Consider the following 19,444-nt stretch of genomic DNA (forward strand, 5'->3'; position numbering starts at 1 on the left):
TCGGCTAAAGTGTCGCCTGGATGGTAAGCAGAACGGCTTTGGGCCGAAAGGAAGCAGACATGAAGAGATTTCTGGTGGTCGCGTCAGCTGTGGTGCTTGCGAGCGCGGTTCGCGGGGAGTTGCCGGTTCCGGAGCAACCCCGCTATGCGATGATCGAAGACACGGTGTACCTGCAAGAGACGTCGCGGCATATCCTGTCGGATGATCCGGTGCTTGCCGTTGCGGTCTATGGGGACGCGGTCTGGGCGGGCGGGGAGGCGGGGGTGTATCGCGTGGCGGGCGATGGCCTGGTTGCGGATCGGGGTGTGCGGGGGCCGGTGCGGCGGCTCGCGGTGGCCAATGATCGGCTGTGGGCGAGTTCGGAGGCCGGCCTTTGGCGCCAGGACGGCGCGGGCTGGACGCGGATCAGCGAGCAGCCGGTGGCGGGGGTGTGCGCGTACAACGGGCAGACGATCGCCGCGTCGGGACGCGCGCTGCACGCGGTGGAGGGGGAGAAGCTCGTGGCGATTACCCCGGAGGCGCGCGGGCCGCTGCTGGGCCTGGCGGCGTATGCGGGCACGGTCTATGTGCACGACGGGCGGCGGATCGGCCTGCTGGAACAGGGGAGGATCACCTTTGATTATTTGACCGACTGGGGATCGTTGCAGCACGGCAGCACGATCCGCGACATGATGGGGCACGGCAGCCGGCTGGTGCTGGCGACGGACGACGGCCTGGCGGTATTGCGGGGGATGACGTGGTACAACGTGCGCGGGCCGGAGGGGCTCTGCTACGAGGACACGACTTCGCTGGCGGAGGGCTTCGACCGGGAGCTCTGGGCCGGGAGCACGCGCGGGGCGATGCGCGAGGTGGAGGGGGACTTCCAGTACTACGGTTACCAGCGCTGGATTCCGAACGATAGGGTGAACGCGATCGCGTCGGGCGACCAGGTGGTGTATATCGCGACGGACGGCGGGATCGGGGTTATCAGGTACGAGCCGTACACGCTGGCGAAGAAGGCGGCCTATTACGAGCGCTGGCTGGAGGAGTGGGGGATGAAGCGGCTGGGCTTTGTGCACTCGCTGAATCTGATTGATGGCGAGTGGCGGCGCGAGGTGAGCGACAATGACGTGGGCTACAGCAGCCACTATCTCGCGGCGAAATGTTTCGAGTACGCGGTGACCGGGAGCGAGGCGGCGCGCGCGGAGGCGGTGGACATGATGAAGTCGGTGAAATGGAGCGAAGAGATTACGTCGATTCCGGGCTTTCCCGCGCGTTCGATCTACAATGTCGGCGAACCGACCCTGAAGGCGATGCACGGATCCGGCGGGCTGCCGGCGGAATGGCATCGCACCGAGGACGGGGTGTGGGAGTGGAAGGGCGACACGTCCAGTGACGAAACCGACGCGCACCTCTACGAGACGGCGCTCTTTCTGGAACTGGTGGCGAACGAGGAGGAGAAGGTCTGGGCGACGGAGCACCTGCACCGGGTGTTTGGCCACATCGTGGACAATGGGTTTATGCTGCGGGACGTGGACGGCGAGCCGACGCGTTGGGCGCGGTGGGATCCGGAATACCTTCAGACGCCGTATGGGGAGTACGCGCGGGGGCTGAACGGGATGGGCGCGTTCAATTACATGACGACCGCGCTGCACTTCACGGGGGATCCGAAGTTCCGGGCCGGGAAGGACCAGCTTCTGGGCTGGAACTACCTGGGGGCGATCTTGCGGCAGAAGCTGACTTTTCATCCGGGCTACTTCACGCATTTCGACGACCGTCTTGCGTTCTACTCGTACTTTTCGCTTATCCGGTATGAGACCGATCCCGAGTTGAAGGCGATCTGGCTGCGGAGCCTGGAGCGGAGCTGGGAGGTGAAGCGGATCGAGGGCGTGCCGTGGTTTAACTTTATTTACGGGGCGCTCACGGGCAACGAGTGCGAGGCCGACCGGGCGGTTGAGCACCTGCGCGCGTGGCCGCTGGACCTGCGTAAGTACACGTTCCGGAATTCCCACCGGAAGGATCTGTACCCGCCGGACGGCTACCGGACCTATGCGGAGCGCCCGATGCCGATGACGCCGCGGGAAACGAGCCCGGAGCGCTGGGACGGCGACTTCATGCGGCTGGACGGCGGCCACAACGGCGAAGTGGTGGCGGATCCGGGCGGGTGGCTGGATGCGTACTGGATGGGCCGCTACTTCGGGATGATTTCGCCGCCGCGGACCGACGATCCGGCGCTGACCGGCGTACCGGAACGCGGTTTCCGGCAGGGGGCGGCCCCCTACAACGGGCCGGCGCGCCCGCCGCTGGAGCACGAGCGCTGAGGCGGGAGGGCAATTTGGTGCTTGCCAAACTGGCGGTTCCCGGCTTACTCTGTAAGCAGCTTGTGGGACGCGCCTCGCGGACAATGCCGCGAGGCGCGTGACGCGCGTCGCAGGGTGGCCGGACCTGGTCCGGCCGGCGTGCGCCGCCGCACCGGGGTTTGGATGGACGTTTCTTCGGGTCGGGAAGATAGTGGCGGCGAAGGCCGCATGCTTGGCGCGTACCGCCTGATCGGCGTGCTGGGATCGGGCGGCATGGGTGTGGTCCATGCCGCCTGGGACACCCGGCTGGAGCGCCGCGTCGCGCTGAAGACGATCCACCGGCACCTGCTGTCCGACCCGGCGGTGACGGCGCGCTTCCTCCGGGAGGCGCGCGCCGCCGCGCGCATCGAACACCCGAACGTGGTCCGCATCTACCGCGTGGAGACCATCGGCGACGAACTGGCCATCGAAATGCAGTACATCGATGGACAGCCGCTGTCGAAACGCATCGGATCGGCCCCGCTTCCGGCGGGCCATGCGGTGGACCTGTTGCAGCAGGTGCTGTCCGCGCTGGACGCGTGCCACGCGCAGGGGGTGGTTCACTGCGATCTGAAGCCGGCGAATCTGCTGGTCACCGAGCAGAACCACATCTATCTGGCGGATTTCGGGATCGCGCGGGCGCTGGAGGTGAGCGGATCCGAGGCGGTGACCGAGACAGCGCGATCCGGGCCCTTCTGGGGGACGCCGCGCTTCAGTCCGCCGGAGGCGTGGGACGGCGCGAAGCCGGCGCCCAGCTGGGATCTCTACGCGCTGGGCGTGCTGGTGTACGAGGCGCTTGCGGCGAAGCCGGCTTTTACGGGGCATACGCCAGCGGGTCTGATGAAGCAGATATTGACGGCGACGCCCGAGCCTATCGAGGCGATCCGGCCCGATCTCTCTCGTGAGCTGGCGTCGCTGATCACGGATCTCATGGCGCGCGATCCGGAGTCCCGTCCTGCCAGCGCGCGCGAGGCGCTGGCGCGGCTGCTCGAAGCGCCGGAGACGCGTCTTTCCCTGGCGGAGACACAGCCGCTTCCGGTCGGGCCGGGGCGCCCGTCCTCGCCGCCAGACGTGGCGGCGCGCCAGCTGCGATTCGCCCCAATCAGCCGTGTGGCCCTGGGCATGCTGGCGCTTCTGGCAGCCGTGCCGGCCTTCCTGATAGTGAAGGAATACCTGCGCGGGAGTTCGCGGTCGTCGCTGGCTTCCGTTGAGGAATCAGCGGGGGTCTTTTCGGGGCCGGGGGAGGAACTTGAGGAATCAGCCGCATCCGCTCCCGCGCCGCCCCCGCTTCCCGAGCCGTTCTCCCTCACGGCGACGAGGTTCGGGGTGATCTTTTCCTACGACGATGGCGTCCACGGCGAGGAATTGTGGGCGGCTAGTCTTGACGGGGGCATTCGCCTGGTGCGGGATTTGAATCCGGGGCCGGCGCCCTCTCGGCCGCGGCGCTTTTACCGGCGCCCGCATTCCATGGAGGCAGTGCTTAGCGCGACGACGCCGGGTGCGGGGGAGGAGTTGTGGGTCTACCGGGGGATCGGGCTGGACGAATTCAGTCTCAAGATGGTCAAGGACATTATTCCGGGGCGGATGGGCAGCGAGCCGCATGTGCTTGGCAGCCTGGACCAGTTCTATGTGTTTTATGCGACGACGCTGCACGAGGGCCGAGAACTCTGGTTGACCAACACCCGCGAACAGCAGACAGCGATGATTGCGGACATTTTTCCCGGGAGCCAGAGCTCCGCGATGCACGATCCGCGGTGCCTTATAGTTCCCGGGGGCATCTACGTCCTCGGGTTGGACGATTCGGGCCGGGGGCAGGTGTTGTTTTACTACGACCACGCACTGGGCTATGTGCGGGAGATCGCGGATGTCTGCGAGGAGACGGGGCCCATGGCGATGGCGGGAGGCGCGTTGCTGTTCGCGCACGAGGATCCGGAGCACGGCCGGGAGTTGTGGATCCACCGGATGGGAGCGGGCGGCATATCGTTGCTGGCCGATCTCTGGCCGGGCTCCGAGGGCTCGTTTCCCAACCACCTTTTCGCGTGGAAGGGCCGGGTGTATTTTCAGGCGCGGACGGAAGCCGCCGGCTACGAGCTATGGGTGAGCGACGGAACGCCCGAGGGTACGGCCCTTCTCTGTGACATTGAGCCCGGCCCCGGGGACGGCGATCCGCACGCGTTCGTGGACGGCGGCGACTATCTCTTCTTCCGCGGGGTTACGGCCGAGCACGGCAAGGAATTGTGGATGACGGATGGTACGCCCGCGGGAACGCGCCTGGTGTCGGATGTGTGGCCCGGGCCGGCGGATGGCAATCCGTACAGCATCGCCGCGGCGGGCGATCGGGTGTTTTTCACGGCGGACGACGGGGCGCATGGCGCGGAATTGTACATGTACCGCTACGGTGGTTCGGTGGAGCGGGTAACGGATCTGTGGCCTGGCGAGGGCGGCGCGGAGCCCTACGAGTTTTGCGTGGTGAGTGACACGGCGGGGATGTTCAAGTTCAAGCGGGAGGATGGGCCGGCATTGGGCGCGGTGGACTGGTCTGCGGGGGAGGCTGTGGTGACGGTGATTGAGCTGCCTCACGCGAGTAAGGGCTCCGCGAACGCATCCACCCGCGCGGCCCGGTGACAAACGTAATAGTGCGGGGGCCCACCCGGCTTACCGCCGAACAGGCCCCCGCGAGCGGAAGGAACCGATTGGACTCGGGTTTAGAGCTTCGGAAGGATCACGCTGTCGATCACGTGGATGACACCGTTGGAAGCCTCGATATCGGCCTTCACGACGGTCGCGCCGTCGATGTGCACTATGCCGTCCTTTACCTTGACCTTGATTTCCTGGCCCTGGACGGTCTTGGCCTTTTCAATGCCGGTGACGTCCGCCGCCATCACCTTGCCGGGTACGACGTGGTAGGTGAGGATGGCGACGAGCTTGTCCTTGTTCTCTGGCTTGAGCAGGTCGGCTATGGCCTCGTCGCCCAGCTTCTTGAAGGCCTCATCGGTCGGCGCAAAGACGGTGAAGGGGCCTTCGCCCTTCAGGGTCTCTACCAGGTCGGCAGCCTTCACGGCGGCCACCAGGGTCTCGAACTGACCCGCCTTTACCGCGATGTCCACGATGTCCTTCGGCTTCTTTTCGTCGCCGTATTGATCGGCTTGGGCGGCTATTCCGCCGGTAACAACCATGGCTGCCATTGCGAGGAACCCGATCCACTTGAAATTTTTCATGTTCCATTCCTTTCAGGACGAGACGGTTGGGAATGCCCAATGCACTACCATGTATTATGTCTCGGTTCTGTCTAATTAATTCCTAGACAAGGCAGTTGTATGTCAGGAGGTGAATATTTTTTGTGATTGTGTTATAAGTTCTTTTTTTGAAGGTATTTAGGTGTTTTTTTGAATGTGCTTGCAGATTGGTTCTGTATTGGACATGATATAGACAGGGGCATGGCGCTGGTAGGCCAGCGACGGGACAGCCGCGCCGGTTTTCGCTGTAGCGGGTGGGTTGGTGTCGCTTTGGGTCTGGCGCGGTCTCTTGGGGCCTGGGGTGATGGGGCGCCGCAGTCCCTGGGGTGGGCTGCGACGGGACAGCCGCGCCGGTTGTCGGCGTAGCGGGTGGGTTGGTGTCGCTTTGGGTCTTGCGCGGCCTTTGGTATCTGGGGTGATGGGGCGCCGCAGTCCCTGGGGTGGGTTGCGTGGGCTGCGACGGGACAGCCGCGCCGGTTTTCGCTGTAGCGGGTGGGTTCAGTCCCCGAATGTTGCCGGGAGGCTTTCGCGATTGCGCCTTCCCGCCGAATACCGTTATGCTTTTCGGGAAACTTGGCTGGTTGGGAAAATGCATGAGGAGTCGTATCGTGTCATTCTTTCGTGTTGTCCTTTTGGCGGGTGTGGTGTTCCTGTCCTGGATAGGTGTGGCGTCGGCGGAGTCGCGCCCGAATGTCCTGCTGATAATGGCCGATGACCTGGGTGTGGAATGTCTGGGGTCCTACGGCGGGACGTCGTACCCCACGCCGAATCTGGACGCGCTGGCGGCTTCGGGAACGCGGTTTACGCACGCGTACAGTACGCCGAAGTGCAGCCCGTCGCGGGTGAACCTGCTTACGGGGCGCTACGGGTTCCGCACGGGGGAGGAGTGGGGCGTGCTGCCGGCGGGGGAAATTACCTTCGGGAACATCGTGCAGGCGGCGGGGGTGAAGACGGCGGTGGCGGGGAAGTGGCAGATGAGCCTGCTGAAGGAGAATCCGAATCACCCGCACGAGAGCGGCTTCGACGCGTACAGCCTGTGGGCGTGGCACGAGGGGCCGCGGTACTGGCAGCCGATGATCTGGCAGAACGGGCGGTTGCTGCATGAGGAGATTGCGGATCGGTACGGCCCGGATCTGTACACGGAATTCCTGATTGATTTCATGCGGGAGCACCGGGACGGGCCGTTTCTGGCGTATTACCCGATGTGCCTGACGCATTTTCCCAAGACGGATGGTCCGTATGTGGAGCCGCCGGGCCCGGACGGTAAGTACCCTACGTATGCCGAGATGGTGGCGCAGATGGACCGGCTTATCGGGGAGCTTGTGCGCGCGCTGGAAGAGTTGGGACTACGCGAGAACACGCTAATCCTCTTCACGGCGGACAACGGATCGCCCAACAAGGTGGTGTCGGTGCGGGACGGGAAGGAAGTGAAAGGCGGGAAGGCAAAGCACACAAACGGGGGGACGCATGTGCCGCTGATCGCGTCGTGGCCCGGCGTCACGCCGGCGGGCGCGGTGAGCGAGGATTTGATCGATTTCAGCGACTTCCTGCCGACGTTTGCGGAGTTGTTCGGGGCGAAGCTTCCGGCGGACCGCCCGATCGATGGGCGGAGCTTTGCGTTGCAATTGAAGGGGCAGGCGGGGAACCCGCGGGCGTGGGCGTACACGGAGTTTGAGGGGCTGGGCTGGATCCGGAACCAGGGTTGGAAACTGTATACGGATGGACGTTTTTTCGATATGGCGTCCGATCCGGAGGAGACGAGCCCGCTCGATGTGTCCGGGCTGGATGGCGATGCGGCGGTGATGCATGCGTTTCTGAAGAAGGAGCTGGTGAACCTTCGGGGGGAATGAGGGGGCGGCGGCCGTTTTGGTAAGTTGGGCTCGCGTTGCCGCAGTCAGGAATGACCGCGATCCTGTGGCGCCTTTCGGCGCTTTGGACAGCCGGGACGGCTATCCTACTTTCCTCTTGTTCGAGGTTGATTCGGTGGGGGCGCGTGAGAGAGAGGACGCAGCGATACGGGTTGATGGCTGCACTCACCCCCCAGGTCCTTGGAAATTGCGATGTCCGTAACACTTCAGCGGTCTGGAGTGCGGAACAGTATGTGTTTTTACTAACGGAGCCGGTGTTCATGGAGCGCCGGCGGCCCGCCGGCCTTGCACCAAAGGTGCAAGAATACGTTGCCGGAGTCCTCCGACGACACGCGGCTTCTGATGCGACGGTAGCATTTCCAGAACGCTGTATTGCGCCGGCAGCGCAAACTGCCAGCGGGCCGCTGGCGCTCCATAATTGTATTGCGCCGGCGGCGCAATCTGCCAGCGGGCCGCTGGCGCTCCATAGTTTTATTGCGCCGGCGGCGCAATCTGCCAGCGGGCCGCTGGCGCTCCATAGTTGCACGTAGCCTTTATTCAGCAAGTCGCTCTGGTTTGGCCATTGTACTTCGTTCGGCTGAAGTGACACCGATGTCCTTTTGATCCGCGGCGGATCGTTGTATAGTTGAAGGCGGCTGGATGCCCGTGTGAAATGTTGGCGCAGTGATGTTGTGAGGAGACGGAATCATGGACGTTGAGATGAAATCGGGTTACATGCTGTTGTTTCGGGGCACGAACTGGGATAAGGACCTGTCGCCGGACGAGATACAGGACGTGATGTCGCGCTGGTCGGACTGGTTTGAGGGTTTGCTGGCGGACGGGCGGGCGAAGTCCGGGCAGCCGTTGTACAGCGAGGGCAAGATTGTTTCCGGGAAGAACGGCGCGACGGTGGCGGATGGCCCGTTTGCGGAGTCGAAGGAGGCGATTGCGGGGTACTTCCTGCTGACGGTGGAGACGATGGAGGAGGCGCTTGCGATCGCGCGTTTGTGCCCGGCGCTGGAGCATGGGATGCGGGTGGAGGTTCGGCCGGTGCGCGAGAGCTGTCCGGTGATGGAGCGTGCGCGCGCGTTTGCGGCGGCGCAGTCGGGCGCGTGAGCCTGCTCTTTGGGAATGTAATCTCTTGACAGATTGCGCGGCTTCCCGAATAATGGACGGCACGGCGGTTTCGAGACGTCTCGGGACGGTCGTTGTGTTCATCACCAAGACAGAAGGGAGCGTGCGGGATGGGACGATCGCAAGGGAAGTGGTTTGGAAGCTGGGCGATGGCCATTGGGCTGCTGGTCGTTCTGGCGGGTCCGGGCGCGACGGCGAGCGCGCGGGAGTGGAAGACGTATGAGAATACGAAGTATGGCTATTCGCTGAAGATACCGGCCGAATTCAAACTGGAGAGCGAAGACAAGTCGACTTCGTGGATTTTTCAGCCGGGATCCGCTCCGGGAGCGGACAAGGCCACGAAAAAGAAGAAGGGCATCAACATCGGCGCCCGGATCAAGGGCATTGATATCGGGGCGTCCCAGAGCGAGGAGACGGCTTCCGGGTCCAGCGGCGGCGGGGGGCTCGAGAGCGCGGTCAGCATTCATGTGAACTGGGCGTGGATGCCGGATGTGTCCTCCGACACGTTGTATAAGGCGAATATGGACTCCGTGAAGAAGGACATGAGCTCGCCGGATCCGTCGTACCGGGATCCGATTGTCTTCACGAAGAAAGCGGGCTATGCGCACGAAGGGAACGCGTTCTGGTACAAGGAAGTGGACAAGTCCGACGGCGGTGAGATCCACCGCTGGCATATTGGCGCGTATGGCAACAAGAGCAACTATGGCGTGATCCTTGGCGGGACCTTTGAGCAGTTCAAGGAGTGGGGCCCGGTGTTTGAGGAGGTTGTGAAGAGCTTCAAGCTCATTCCGATCAAGGAATAGCCGAGCCGATCCCTGGAATGCCCCGGCGGCAAGTATTGCGCTTGCCGCCGTTTGTATTGTTGGCATTGGCCAGCCCGCCTCAGCGTATGGCCCGAAACCTCCGCGGGGCCGCGCAGCAGCGCCCCGCGACACGCAGGAACAGTCTGTATGCAAGAGCCACAGGAACCCAGGCGCGCGCCCATTTCTCCTCCGGGCGCCGGGCGCGGTGCGGAGGCGGAGACCTCCGGGCAACCGGGGCGCGGGAAGGACGCGGCGCGGGTGGCGGAGCACCTTTTCCGGAACGAGGCGGGCAAGCTGGTTTCGGTGCTTACGCGTATGTTCGGCATCGAGCGTCTCCAGCTGGCGGAGGACGTGGTGCAGGAGGCGCTGATCCGGGCGATGCAGACGTGGCCGTATTACGGCGTGCCGGAGAACCCGGCGGCGTGGATCACGCAGACGGCGAAGAACCTGGCGCTGGACGTGCTCCGCCGGGAGCAGAATTTCCGCCGGAAGGAGCCGGGGATTGTCGCGTTTATGGATCAGTGGCCGGTGGGCGCGCCGGCGGAGCGGGAGGTCGTGTTTGACACGGAGATCGGGGACGATCGGCTGCGGATGATGTTCGCGTGCTGCCATCCGGTGTTGCCGCCGGACGCGCGGGTTGCGCTGGCGCTGAAGACGCTGTGCGGGTTGGGGACGCGGGAGATTGCGGCGGCGTTTCTGGCGAACGAGGCGGCGATCGCGAAGCGGCTGACGCGCGCGCGCAAGGCCATCCGGGATGCGGGGGTGCCGTTTGAGATCCCGCACGGGGAGGAGCTGGAGGGGCGGCTGGAGAGCGTGGAGCAGACGCTGTACCTGCTGTTCAACGAAGGCTACAAGGCGTCGAGCGGGGATGCGCTCTTGCGGGAGGACCTTTGCCGCGAGGCGATCCGGCTTGTGGAATTGCTGGCGGAGCATCCCGTGGGGGATCGTCCCCGGACGCACGCGCTGGCGGCGTTGATGTATCTGAACGCGGCGCGCTTTCCCGAGCGCCAGGGGGGCGAGGGGCGGCTGTTGCGGCTCCAGGACCAGGATCGGGGGAACTGGGACGGGTCGCTGATCGCGCGGGGCATGCGGCATCTGGCGCGGGCGGCGGCGGGCGATCGGTTCAGCGCGTACCACATCCAGGCGGGGATTGCGGCGTGCCACGCGGTGGCGCCGAGTTACGAAGCGACCGACTGGGCGCAGATCCTGGCGCTTTACGATGCCTGGGCGGCGATGGATGAATCGCCGGTGATTGCGTTGAACCGGGCGGTTGCGGTAGCGAACGTGCATGGGGCGGAAGCGGGTATGGCGGCGGTGGAGGCGATTGCGAACGGAAAGCCGCTGGACGGGTATTACCTGCGCCATGCGGTGCTGGGGGAGTTTGAGTGGCGCCTGGGGAATTTCGCCTCGGCGCGGGCGCAGTTTGAGCGGGCGGCGGCGCTTTCGGCGGTGGAGTCGGAGCGGGCTTTCCTGGCGGGGCGCGCGGCGGCGTGCGGGGACGGGGATGTAACCGAAATTGTGTGAACCGCGAATGAACGCGAATGCACGCGAATGAAGGATGGATTTGGCAGCCACAGAGAGCACAGGGCAGCCTTGGGCCGCAACCAAAGAAATGATCACCACGAAGGGCGCGAAGAGAGGAAGTATTTGAAGGGGGGCCCATGCGAAGGTGTATGGAATTGATCCGTGTCTGGATGCGGGGTTGATGCGCGGGGAGATTGGATCGGGAGCCACAAAGAGCACAAAGAAACCATCGGGGTGATGGCGACCTGGAGCGCTTGAGGTATGCGGTCAGTTCGCTTTGGATCGAATGATCGGCGCGGCATAGCTCGGGGCCAATTGATGTTCTGAGCATGCATTGCCGCGTGCGGCCTTTGGCCGCGAAGTGGACTTGGGACCACGGATTACACTGATGACACGGATGGAAACGATTCGGGGAGGGGCGTCAGTGCGTGGGGTGGTGTTCCATCAGGGGAACCGCAAAGAGCGCAAAAAAAAAGGCGCCCTCGGTTGAGGGCGCCTGTGAATCGTTGATATCAGCCTCGGTAGTAGGGGGCCTTGAGGCTCCAGCCGTTCTGGTACTTGCGGTAGGCCCAGTTGTTGGCGGTTTTGACGGCTTTCTTGTCGGCGCCGGTGAATTCCTGCTTTTCCTTGTCCCAGCCGAGCTTGGCGCCGCCGGCGACGTAGGAGCAGGTGCCGAGGTGGCAGAGGCGGGTGGTGTTGTGGATGACCTCGACGGTGGAGATGGGGTCGGCTCCGGAGCGGACGCATTCGCAGAAGTTTTCCCAGTGCGGCTCGTTCATCTGGGTGGGGCCGTGCTCCTTCGCTTCGAGGGTGGGTTTGCCGTCGACGGCGTTGTTGTCGGTTGCCCAGATCTTGTAGCCGCCGCGGGAGACCTGCATGCTGCCGAGGGTGCCGTGGAACATGATGCCGTGGTCGTCGGCGTCGGCGGGGACGTGGCTGTTCCAGACGCGGTTGGTGAAGCTCATGGTGAAGCCGTCGAACTCGTAGAGGACATCGAGCGTGTCGGGGGTGGTGCGGTTGTCCTGGAGGACCCACTTTCCGCCGTTGGCGACGACGGATTTGGGCTGGAGGCTGGGCTTGACGTCTTCGTTTTCCATGGCCCAGAGGCCGATGTCGAGGAGGTGCGCGCCCCAGTCGGTGATCTTGCCGCCGGAGTAGTCGAGGAACCAGCGGAAGTTATAGATCCAGCGGTTGGTGTTGAAGGGGACGTGCTCGGTCCAACCCTGGTGGAAGACCCAGTCGACGCCCTCGTAGTTGTTTATGTCGTCGTCGCCCATGCCGATGCCTTCGATCGGCTCCTTGTCGTGGATCCAGGTTTCGACGCGGTGTACCTTGCCGATGTAACCTTCGCGGATCATCTGCACGGCGTCGCGGAAATGCTGGCCGCTGCGCTGCATGTTGCCGGCCTGGAAGACGACGTTATTGCGGCGGACGGCTTCGATCATGGCCTGGCCTTCTTCGATGGTGGTGGCGGCGGGCTTTTCGCAGTAAATGGCCTTGCCGGCGTCGGCGGCGTAGAGGGTGCAGAGGCAGTGCCAGTGGTCGGGGGTGGCGATGACGACGGCGTCGACGTCCTTGTTGTCGATGATTTCGCGGAAGTCGTGGTGCTTCGAGGGGTCCACGCCGGGCTTGCGCGAGGCGAGGGCGTGGGCGCGGTCGAGGTTCTTGGGGTAGAGGTCGCAGAGGGCGACGGGCTGCATGTCGTTTCGCTTCATGACGAAGACGAGGTCGGCGCTGCCCATGCCGCCGACGCCGATGTGTCCGGTGCGGATCTTCTCATTGGCTCCGAGCACGGTTGCGGGGAGTATGGACTTGTATACGCCGGCGCTGGCCGATTGGGCGGCCGAGATGGCGGCGGCTCCGGCGGCGGCGGTCTTGATGAAGTTTCGGCGGCTGCCCGCCTGGGATTTCGGGTTGCGAGAATCGGACATGATGTTGCATTCCTCCAGCGAAACGGCACGAATTGCCGCGAAGTTACGGATAGAGCGATTCATGATAGCGCGGACATGGCGGAATTTGCAAAAGGGGGGTGCGGAGTAAACTGTTGGCAGATCTGTGAAGACCGTGTTACACTGCCCGACGGGAGAAAGGAGCCCGAGGCCCATGGAAGACGTTTTGGCCCACCTTCAGGACAACATGGTTGGCTATGGGATAGGCGCGGTCTGTCTCGCGCCGATTATCTACGTCACGCGCAAGTACTCCGTGCCCTTTTTGCTCTACATCGTGGAATTCTTGATCTATTCGGCGGCCCTGCATCTGGTTAGCTGGGTGCTGGTGGTGGTGACGAAATGGTTCAAGGAGAGCTCATCCATGCGGGCGTTGCGGGAGGATGGCCGCCCGGAGGATGCGCCGGAGTGGGCGACGCCGCTGCTTGAGTTCTGGAAGACGGAGGAGTACAACCCGAATTGGATCTGGAAGGCGGAACTTGCGGCGCTGGTGATTGTTCTGGTGCTGATGTGGCGCTACCGTCCGATGAAGATCCAGCGCAAGCCGAAGCGGGCGACGCAGGAATTTGCGAAAGGCAAGTATACGCCGGGGGGCGGTCGTCCGGGCGCCGGGGGGAAAGCGGGGGGCCGTCCGGGCTCTTTCCGGGGTCCGCGGGGGCGCTGACGGGGCCGGTTTGCTGCAGAATTCCAGATTTTCGCTTTTTCTCGGCGATTCTCCATGGTGTTGATGCGCAAGCGTTTGGCGTCGCCGGGCGCGGTGCGGCTGGCGGAATCAGTTGACAACCCCCCTTTTACATTTCCCTTGCCCCGTGTATAATGAAATCAGGCGGCGGCCGGTGCTGTTGCCTCGATTTGGAATGGATCGGTGTGTCGGAACAGGTCTACCTTGTTGTTTTGGTGAGCGTCATACTCGCGGTAACCATTGCGAGTGTGCCGTGGCTGTTCCGAAAGCGGTGTCCGCGCTGCGGAGCGTGGGCCGGGCTGAATGCGACGACGTGCGGAAAATGCGCCCAGGCGTTTCCCGATGAAGGATCCAAGTAGCCGTGTTGTGCGGCGGATTCCGGGGTTGCGATAGCCGCCTGGGCGGATGAAACTGGAGATTTCCCGTGGGTGCCAAGATCAATTGCTCAATTTGCGGCAAGCCCGTCGATTCGGATATGGAAAACTGCCCTCATTGCGGGTCGCCGGTCAAGGTGGGCCGCCCGATCGTGCCGGTTACGCCGTCGCCTCCGTTGGTGGCGTCGGGCGCGCAGTGCCCGTCGTGCGGCGCGGCGGTTCAGGATGGCGACATCGTCTGCGTTCGGTGTGGCGTGAACCTGCTCACGGGCCAGCAGGTGGTAAAGAAGGATGCGGCGGCTTCGGGCCCGGCCGTCCGGAGCAATACGCCGATGTTGCTGCTTGGCCTGGCGGCGGCGGTGTTGCTTGTGGTGGGCGGGGTGGCGCTGTTCATGTTCCTTCGCGATCCCGTGAACGAGGCGCGCACGATGGCGCGCTCCGGGGATTTGCTGGGGGCGACGGGATTGCTTCAGAAGCACACGGCGAGTTTCCCGGATGACGCGCAGGCTTTTGCGCTGCTGGGCCGCCTGCAACTTCAGACGCAACAGTATCCGGACGCGGCCTCGTCGTTTGACACGGCGTCGTCTCTGCGTCCGTCGGACAAGGAGCTGGGTTATCTGGCGGTGCTGGCGGCGGGCCGGATCCCGGGAGAAACGGGCATGCAGCGGCAGATCGCCGCGTTGCAGCGCCTTGTGGAGCACCATCCGGACGATCAGCGGGCGCTGCGCATGCTTGCGCTCGCGCAAGGGGCCACGGGCGCCGAGGAGGCCAGCGGAAGGACGCTGGAGCAGCTGTCGTCGGCGGGCGGCGATCCCGGGGAGGTGGCGACGTACCGCGGGGTGACCTCCGCGCTGCGGGGCGACTTTGCGTCGGCGCACGGGGCGCTGGACGGGGCTCCTCCGGACAGTGCGGACGCCCAGCTCGCGCGCGGCTATCTTGCGGGGCTGGAAGGCGAGACCATGAAGGCGGCGGCGCGGCTGGACGCGGTGGTGTCGGCGGGCGGCCCGGTGGACAGCGAGGCGCGGACGCGTCTGGGGCTTTTGCAGATGGCGCAAGGCAATTTTGATCAGGCCCTGCCGCTGTTGCGCCCGGTGGATGCCGGTCGCCCATCCGATGGCGCGCGTTTTTTCTACGGCCTGTGCCTGCAGACGGCGGGCCTGGAGGACGAAGCGCTGCAGGAGTACGAGCGGCTGGTTTCCGGGGAGAGCCGCTATGCGGAGGATGCGGCGATCCAGATGGCGATTATCTATCTGAAGCGCGATCAGGTTGATCGGGCGGCGGAATCGACGCGCCAGGGGCGGAAGTTTGGCAGTTCCGCGCGGCTTTTCACGGTTGAGGGCCAGGTGGCGGCGCGGCAGGGGGACGAATCCGCCGCGCAGGATCTTTTCCGGAAGGCGCTTCAGGCGGACCCGGACTACCCGGCGGCCCATCTTGAGAGCGGCTTGACGTATATCCGGCGGGGCGTGCTTTCGGAGGGGGTGCGATCGCTGCGCCGCTATCTGGAGCTTGTTGAGGGCGGAGTTCCCGGCGGTCGGATCAACGAGGTTGACTTGCTCGTGAAACAACTGGAACAGGCGGCTTCCCCGGGCGGCGCGCGGTCCTGACGGGCGCGCGGTCTGGCGGCGAATAGAACGGAGACTTTCCGATGATCAAGAAACTGACAGCCCTGGCGCTGGCGCTGCTGCTGGCGGTTCCGGCGGCCGCTTGGGGCCCGAAGACGCAACTTGCGATCAGCACGACGGCCATGCACCTCTTGTCGAAGGATGGGAACATACCGCTGGCGCGGATGGGCGATTCGGTCCGGCGCGGCGCGATGGAGTCCCAGGCGACGCTGGTGAACCTGTATCCGGACATGCTCTCCGGTCCGGTTCAGGCGATTGAATCGGAGATGCTGCTGCTGAAGGGCGTTCGCGGCGAGATGCTGGATCACTATTTCGCGTACCGGATGGGGCTGCTTGGGAAGCTGGTGGCTCAGATTACGGCGCCGATGCGGGAGGCGAACGCGACCTACCGCAACCTGTATTACACGGACGTGGAGCGCGCGATCGAGCGGACGCAGCTTGATCCGGGGACGCCGGAGACGGTGGATCCGGCGCTGTATTTCAGCCGCCGCATGGCGGAGGCGAACGCGAACAACGAGGTGATCGAGCGCGAGTACGAGAGCGGTACCGGCATTTCGGGCGTCGCGGGGAATCTGCTTGCGTCGGATACCAGCCGTTCGGCGCGGGCCGTTGCGGATGTGTGGCGTACGATACTGACGGACCCGAACACGACCAACATATCCGATGAACGGCTTCGGGAGTATTGCCTGAACGGTATGCGCTTTTACGTGGGGCGAAAGAACACGGCGGCGATGAAGGCGGCGGAGGCGCGGTACGAGAAGCTTGTGGCGCCGACGCCGGCGTATCTGATCGAGTTGGGGGACGCGTATTTCGAGGCGGAGTACAGCGAACTCGCGATTGAGAAGTACAAGTCGGCGCTCGCGCTCGACCCGAACCGGCGCGATGTGGTGGGCCGCATTTCGGATTACTACGTGGCGAAGGGCGAGGCGGATATGCAGAAGGAGCAGCTGGAGTCGGCGCGGGACTCGTTCGCGGCGGCGGTGGACGCGAACCCGCTTCACGAGTCGGCGGAGGCGAAGCGGCTTCAGGCGGCAAAGCTAATCCGGGATCGTGACGAACGGATGGCGTCGAACCAGGCGCTTCTGGAGCGCGCGGCGCAGTTGGGCGCGATGGCGGATCAGGAATCGATCCAGGGCCGCGGCGCGGAGGCCATCGACCTGCTTCGGGAGGCGGAGCAGGTGTACCTGGAGGTAACGGACGAGTTCCCGCAGGCGTATTCGCTCCGGGAGCGCGGGTTGACGCAGCTTCGCGGCCGGGTGCAGGAATTGAAGCAGCAGATCATGGCGAACGCGTCGAGCTACAGCGGGACGGGATACATCCAGGATGTCGCGATATTGGTGGACCGCCACGATCAGGGGCTGGATGAAGCGGGTTTGCGGGCCATAATGAAGCGATCGTACGATGCGGAGATGGATGCCTTGAATCGGGAGCTGGCGGAGGCCCAGCGGATTCAATAGGGGTGCTGCGGGCGGTCTGATTTATTCAGCCGGCGGGGCCGCGACGCGATGCGCGGACCCGCCGGCTTTTGCATTGCGGCGGGGGCGTAATGTATGATGGTGGGGACTGCCGATCGGGATCCCGCTGGCAGGACACCGTCCGGCCCGCGCAAGAAACGGGGGATGGGGGCTCCGCCAGCCGGGTATGCGCACCCGCGGCGATCCGGGCGGGAGGCCGGGTTTCCTGGCCGAGCGCCGCCGATTCACACGATATCACCTGCCGGGCCCGGCGCGAACTGTGCGCGCCGCCCGCCTCTGGCCGCTAGCTTTCCCGCAACCCGCTGGAACGAGAAGGAGAACACACCATGCCCGTCGTTGACTATAAGACCTACTGCGCGATGCTGGACAAGGCGCAGAAAGAGAACTACGCGTATCCGGCCGTGAACATCACGACGACGGATACGGTGAACGCGGCGATCGAGGGCTTTGCGAAGGCGAAGAGCGATGGCATTATCCAGGTTTCGACGGGCGGCGGCGAGCACGCTTCGGGGAACCTGAAGGACGCGGTGCTGGGCGCGATTTCGCTTGCGGAGCACTGCCACCGTGTGGCCGCTAAGTACGACATTAATATTGCGCTCCACACGGACCACTGCCAGCCGGGCAAGGTGGATTCGTTCCTGAAGCCGCTGATCGCGGAGACGGCCCGCCGCCGCGCGGCCGGGCTGCCGAACCTGTTCCAGAGCCACATGCTGGACGCGAGCGAGCTGCCGCTTAAGGAGAACATGGAGCTTTCGGTCGAGATCCTGAAGCTTTGCCACGAGAACGAGATCATCCTCGAGGTCGAGGCGGGCGTTGTGGGCGGCGAGGAAGACGGCGTGAACAACGAAGGCGCCCCGGCGGAGAAGCTGTACACGACGCCGGCGGACATGGTGGCGGTATACGAGGCGCTGAGTTCGGTGAAGGGCGCGAAGTACATGTTCGCGGCGACGTTCGGCAACGTGCACGGCGTGTACAAGCCGGGCAACGTGAAGCTGAAGCCCATCATTCTCAAAGAGGGCCAGGACGCGGTCGTGGCGAAGCACGGGCAGGAGGCGTACTTCTGGCTGGTGTTCCACGGCGGCTCCGGTTCGAGCGTCGAGGAAATCCGCGAGACGCTGGGCTACGGCGTGATCAAGATGAACATCGACACGGACACGCAGTACGCGTTCACGCGTCCGGTGGTGGACCACATGCTGGTGAACTACGAGGGCGTGCTTAAGATCGAGGGCGAGGTCGGCAACAAGAAGCTGTACGACCCGCGGGCGTGGCTGAAGAAGGGCCGGGCGCACATGGCGGACCGCATCGCGCAGGCGTGCGACGACCTGTGCAGCGCCGGCAAGGCCATGAACGGCTGAGGCGCTTCGGAACTTAGCGCGTTTTCCATGTATAATAGGGGGACGCGCGAACAGCAGTGACACGTATTCGCGCGGCCGCCCGGCAAACCGGGCGGCCGCGAATTATTTTCCCAGGAGACGGCCCCCATGGAAATCATCGTTGCGAAACCCCGCGGCTTCTGCGCGGGGGTGGAACGTGCGATCAAGTGCGTCGAGCAGGCGCTGGAACGGCACGGCGCGCCGGTTTACGTACTGAATAACATCGTGCACAACGCGCACGTGGTGCGTGAGTTGCAGGAGAAGGGCGCGGTTTTCGTTAAGGATCTGGATGAGGTTCCCGAGGGGGCGCATTTGCTTTTCAGCGCGCACGGGGTGGGGCCAGACCGCTGGGAACACGCCCGGCGCCGGAGCCATGAGGTGATCGACGCGACGTGCCCGCTGGTGGAGAAGGTGCACCATGAGGCGCGCCGCTTTGCGAAGCGGGGCTACACGATTATTCTGATCGGCGAGGAGGGCCACGACGAGACGGTGGGCACGATGGGGCAGGCGCCCGAGCATATCCGGCTGGTGACGACGGTGGAGGATGTGGAGCGGCTTGAAGTTCCGGATCCGGACAACCTGTCGTACATCACGCAGACCACGCTGAGCGTGGACGACTGCCAGGTGATCATCGACGCGCTGAAGCGGAAGTTCCCGAACATCATGCAGCCGCCGAAGGAAGACATCTGCTATGCCACGACGAACCGCCAGGCGGCGGTGAACGCGTTGACGCCGGAGGTGGATCTGGTGCTTGTGGTGGGCGATGAGGAGAGCGCGAATTCCGCGCGGCTCGCCGAGATCGCGCGTTCGAAGGGCAAACCCGCGCATCTGATTCTGGACGCGTCGTGGATCGAGGAGGCGTGGCTGGAGGGTGTTGAGCGGTTGCTGCTGACGTCGGGGGCGTCGGTGGACGACAAGCATGTGCAGGGGGTTGTTGCGTATTTGCAGGAGCGCGAGGCGTGCACGGTGGAGGAGCGGCAGCTTATCGAGGAGAACGTTTATTTCCGGTTGCCGGCGGCGATTGCGTGATGGGGAGGCTTTAGGCTTTAGGCTGTAGGCTGTAGGCTGTAGGTGGCAGGGACGGCAGGGACCTAAGGGGCGGCAGGGGAG

The 19,444-nt window shown here is 64.3% G+C and carries 13 protein-coding genes; 11 read left to right on the plus strand and 2 right to left on the minus strand.

Annotated elements, in window-relative coordinates:
- Nucleotides 1-59 precede the first annotated feature (59 nt).
- Nucleotides 60-2,300, plus strand: coding sequence for a hypothetical protein (locus KF886_11210; GenBank protein ID MBX3177922.1), 2,241 nt, complete (start codon nt 60-62; stop codon nt 2,298-2,300).
- Between the two features lie 162 nt (nt 2,301-2,462).
- On the plus strand, nt 2,463-4,943 hold the full coding sequence (locus KF886_11215; protein MBX3177923.1) for a protein kinase: 2,481 nt from the start codon (nt 2,463-2,465) through the stop codon (nt 4,941-4,943).
- An 80-nt stretch (nt 4,944-5,023) separates the two neighbouring features.
- Here KF886_11215 and KF886_11220 read toward each other — a convergent pair whose 3' ends face one another.
- A complete protein-coding gene (locus tag KF886_11220; GenBank protein ID MBX3177924.1) occupies nt 5,024-5,536 on the minus strand; it encodes a fasciclin domain-containing protein in 513 nt (170 codons plus the stop codon).
- A 626-nt stretch (nt 5,537-6,162) separates the two neighbouring features.
- Between KF886_11220 and KF886_11225 the strand changes: the two genes are divergently transcribed.
- The 4 genes from KF886_11225 to KF886_11240 all read left to right on the plus strand — a co-directional run bounded on the left by KF886_11225 (nt 6,163) and on the right by KF886_11240 (nt 10,862).
- Nucleotides 6,163-7,404 carry a sulfatase-like hydrolase/transferase gene (locus KF886_11225; GenBank protein MBX3177925.1) on the plus strand — a complete coding sequence of 414 codons (1,242 nt, stop codon included), beginning with the start codon at nt 6,163-6,165 and terminating at the stop codon, nt 7,402-7,404.
- 705 nt (nt 7,405-8,109) lie between these two features.
- Entirely contained in the window at nt 8,110-8,517 is a 408-nt protein-coding gene (locus KF886_11230; protein MBX3177926.1) for a hypothetical protein, read from the plus strand.
- A 128-nt stretch (nt 8,518-8,645) separates the two neighbouring features.
- Nucleotides 8,646-9,338, plus strand: coding sequence for a hypothetical protein (locus KF886_11235; GenBank protein MBX3177927.1), 693 nt, complete (start codon nt 8,646-8,648; stop codon nt 9,336-9,338).
- Nucleotides 9,339-9,485: 147 nt separating this feature from the next.
- The gene (locus KF886_11240) at nt 9,486-10,862 is read left to right on the plus strand and encodes a sigma-70 family RNA polymerase sigma factor (protein ID MBX3177928.1); all 1,377 of its coding nucleotides are present in this window, start codon (nt 9,486-9,488) and stop codon (nt 10,860-10,862) included.
- A gap of 512 nt (nt 10,863-11,374) precedes the next feature.
- Here the strand turns inward: KF886_11240 and KF886_11245 are convergent.
- Nucleotides 11,375-12,793: a Gfo/Idh/MocA family oxidoreductase gene (locus KF886_11245; protein MBX3177929.1), complete on the minus strand. Its 1,419-nt coding sequence runs from the start codon at nt 12,791-12,793 to the stop codon at nt 11,375-11,377.
- 172 nt (nt 12,794-12,965) lie between these two features.
- On the opposite strand from KF886_11245, the gene KF886_11250 reads away from it, so the two are divergent.
- The 5 genes from KF886_11250 (at nt 12,966) to ispH (ending at nt 19,363) form a co-directional block, all read left to right on the plus strand.
- On the plus strand, nt 12,966-13,472 hold the full coding sequence (locus KF886_11250; GenBank protein MBX3177930.1) for a hypothetical protein: 507 nt from the start codon (nt 12,966-12,968) through the stop codon (nt 13,470-13,472).
- A 442-nt stretch (nt 13,473-13,914) separates the two neighbouring features.
- Nucleotides 13,915-15,468: a tetratricopeptide repeat protein gene (locus KF886_11255; GenBank protein ID MBX3177931.1), complete on the plus strand. Its 1,554-nt coding sequence runs from the start codon at nt 13,915-13,917 to the stop codon at nt 15,466-15,468.
- 41 nt (nt 15,469-15,509) lie between these two features.
- Entirely contained in the window at nt 15,510-16,943 is a 1,434-nt protein-coding gene (locus KF886_11260) for a hypothetical protein (GenBank protein ID MBX3177932.1), read from the plus strand.
- A gap of 344 nt (nt 16,944-17,287) precedes the next feature.
- A complete protein-coding gene (gene fbaA / locus KF886_11265) occupies nt 17,288-18,316 on the plus strand; it encodes a class II fructose-bisphosphate aldolase (GenBank protein MBX3177933.1) in 1,029 nt (342 codons plus the stop codon).
- A gap of 126 nt (nt 18,317-18,442) precedes the next feature.
- Entirely contained in the window at nt 18,443-19,363 is a 921-nt protein-coding gene (ispH, locus tag KF886_11270; GenBank protein MBX3177934.1) for a 4-hydroxy-3-methylbut-2-enyl diphosphate reductase, read from the plus strand.
- The last annotated feature ends 81 nt before the right edge of the window (nt 19,364-19,444 follow it).

The sequence above is a fragment of the Candidatus Hydrogenedentota bacterium genome (assembly GCA_019637335.1).
Lineage (GTDB): Bacteria > Hydrogenedentota > Hydrogenedentia > Hydrogenedentales > JAEUWI01 > JAEUWI01.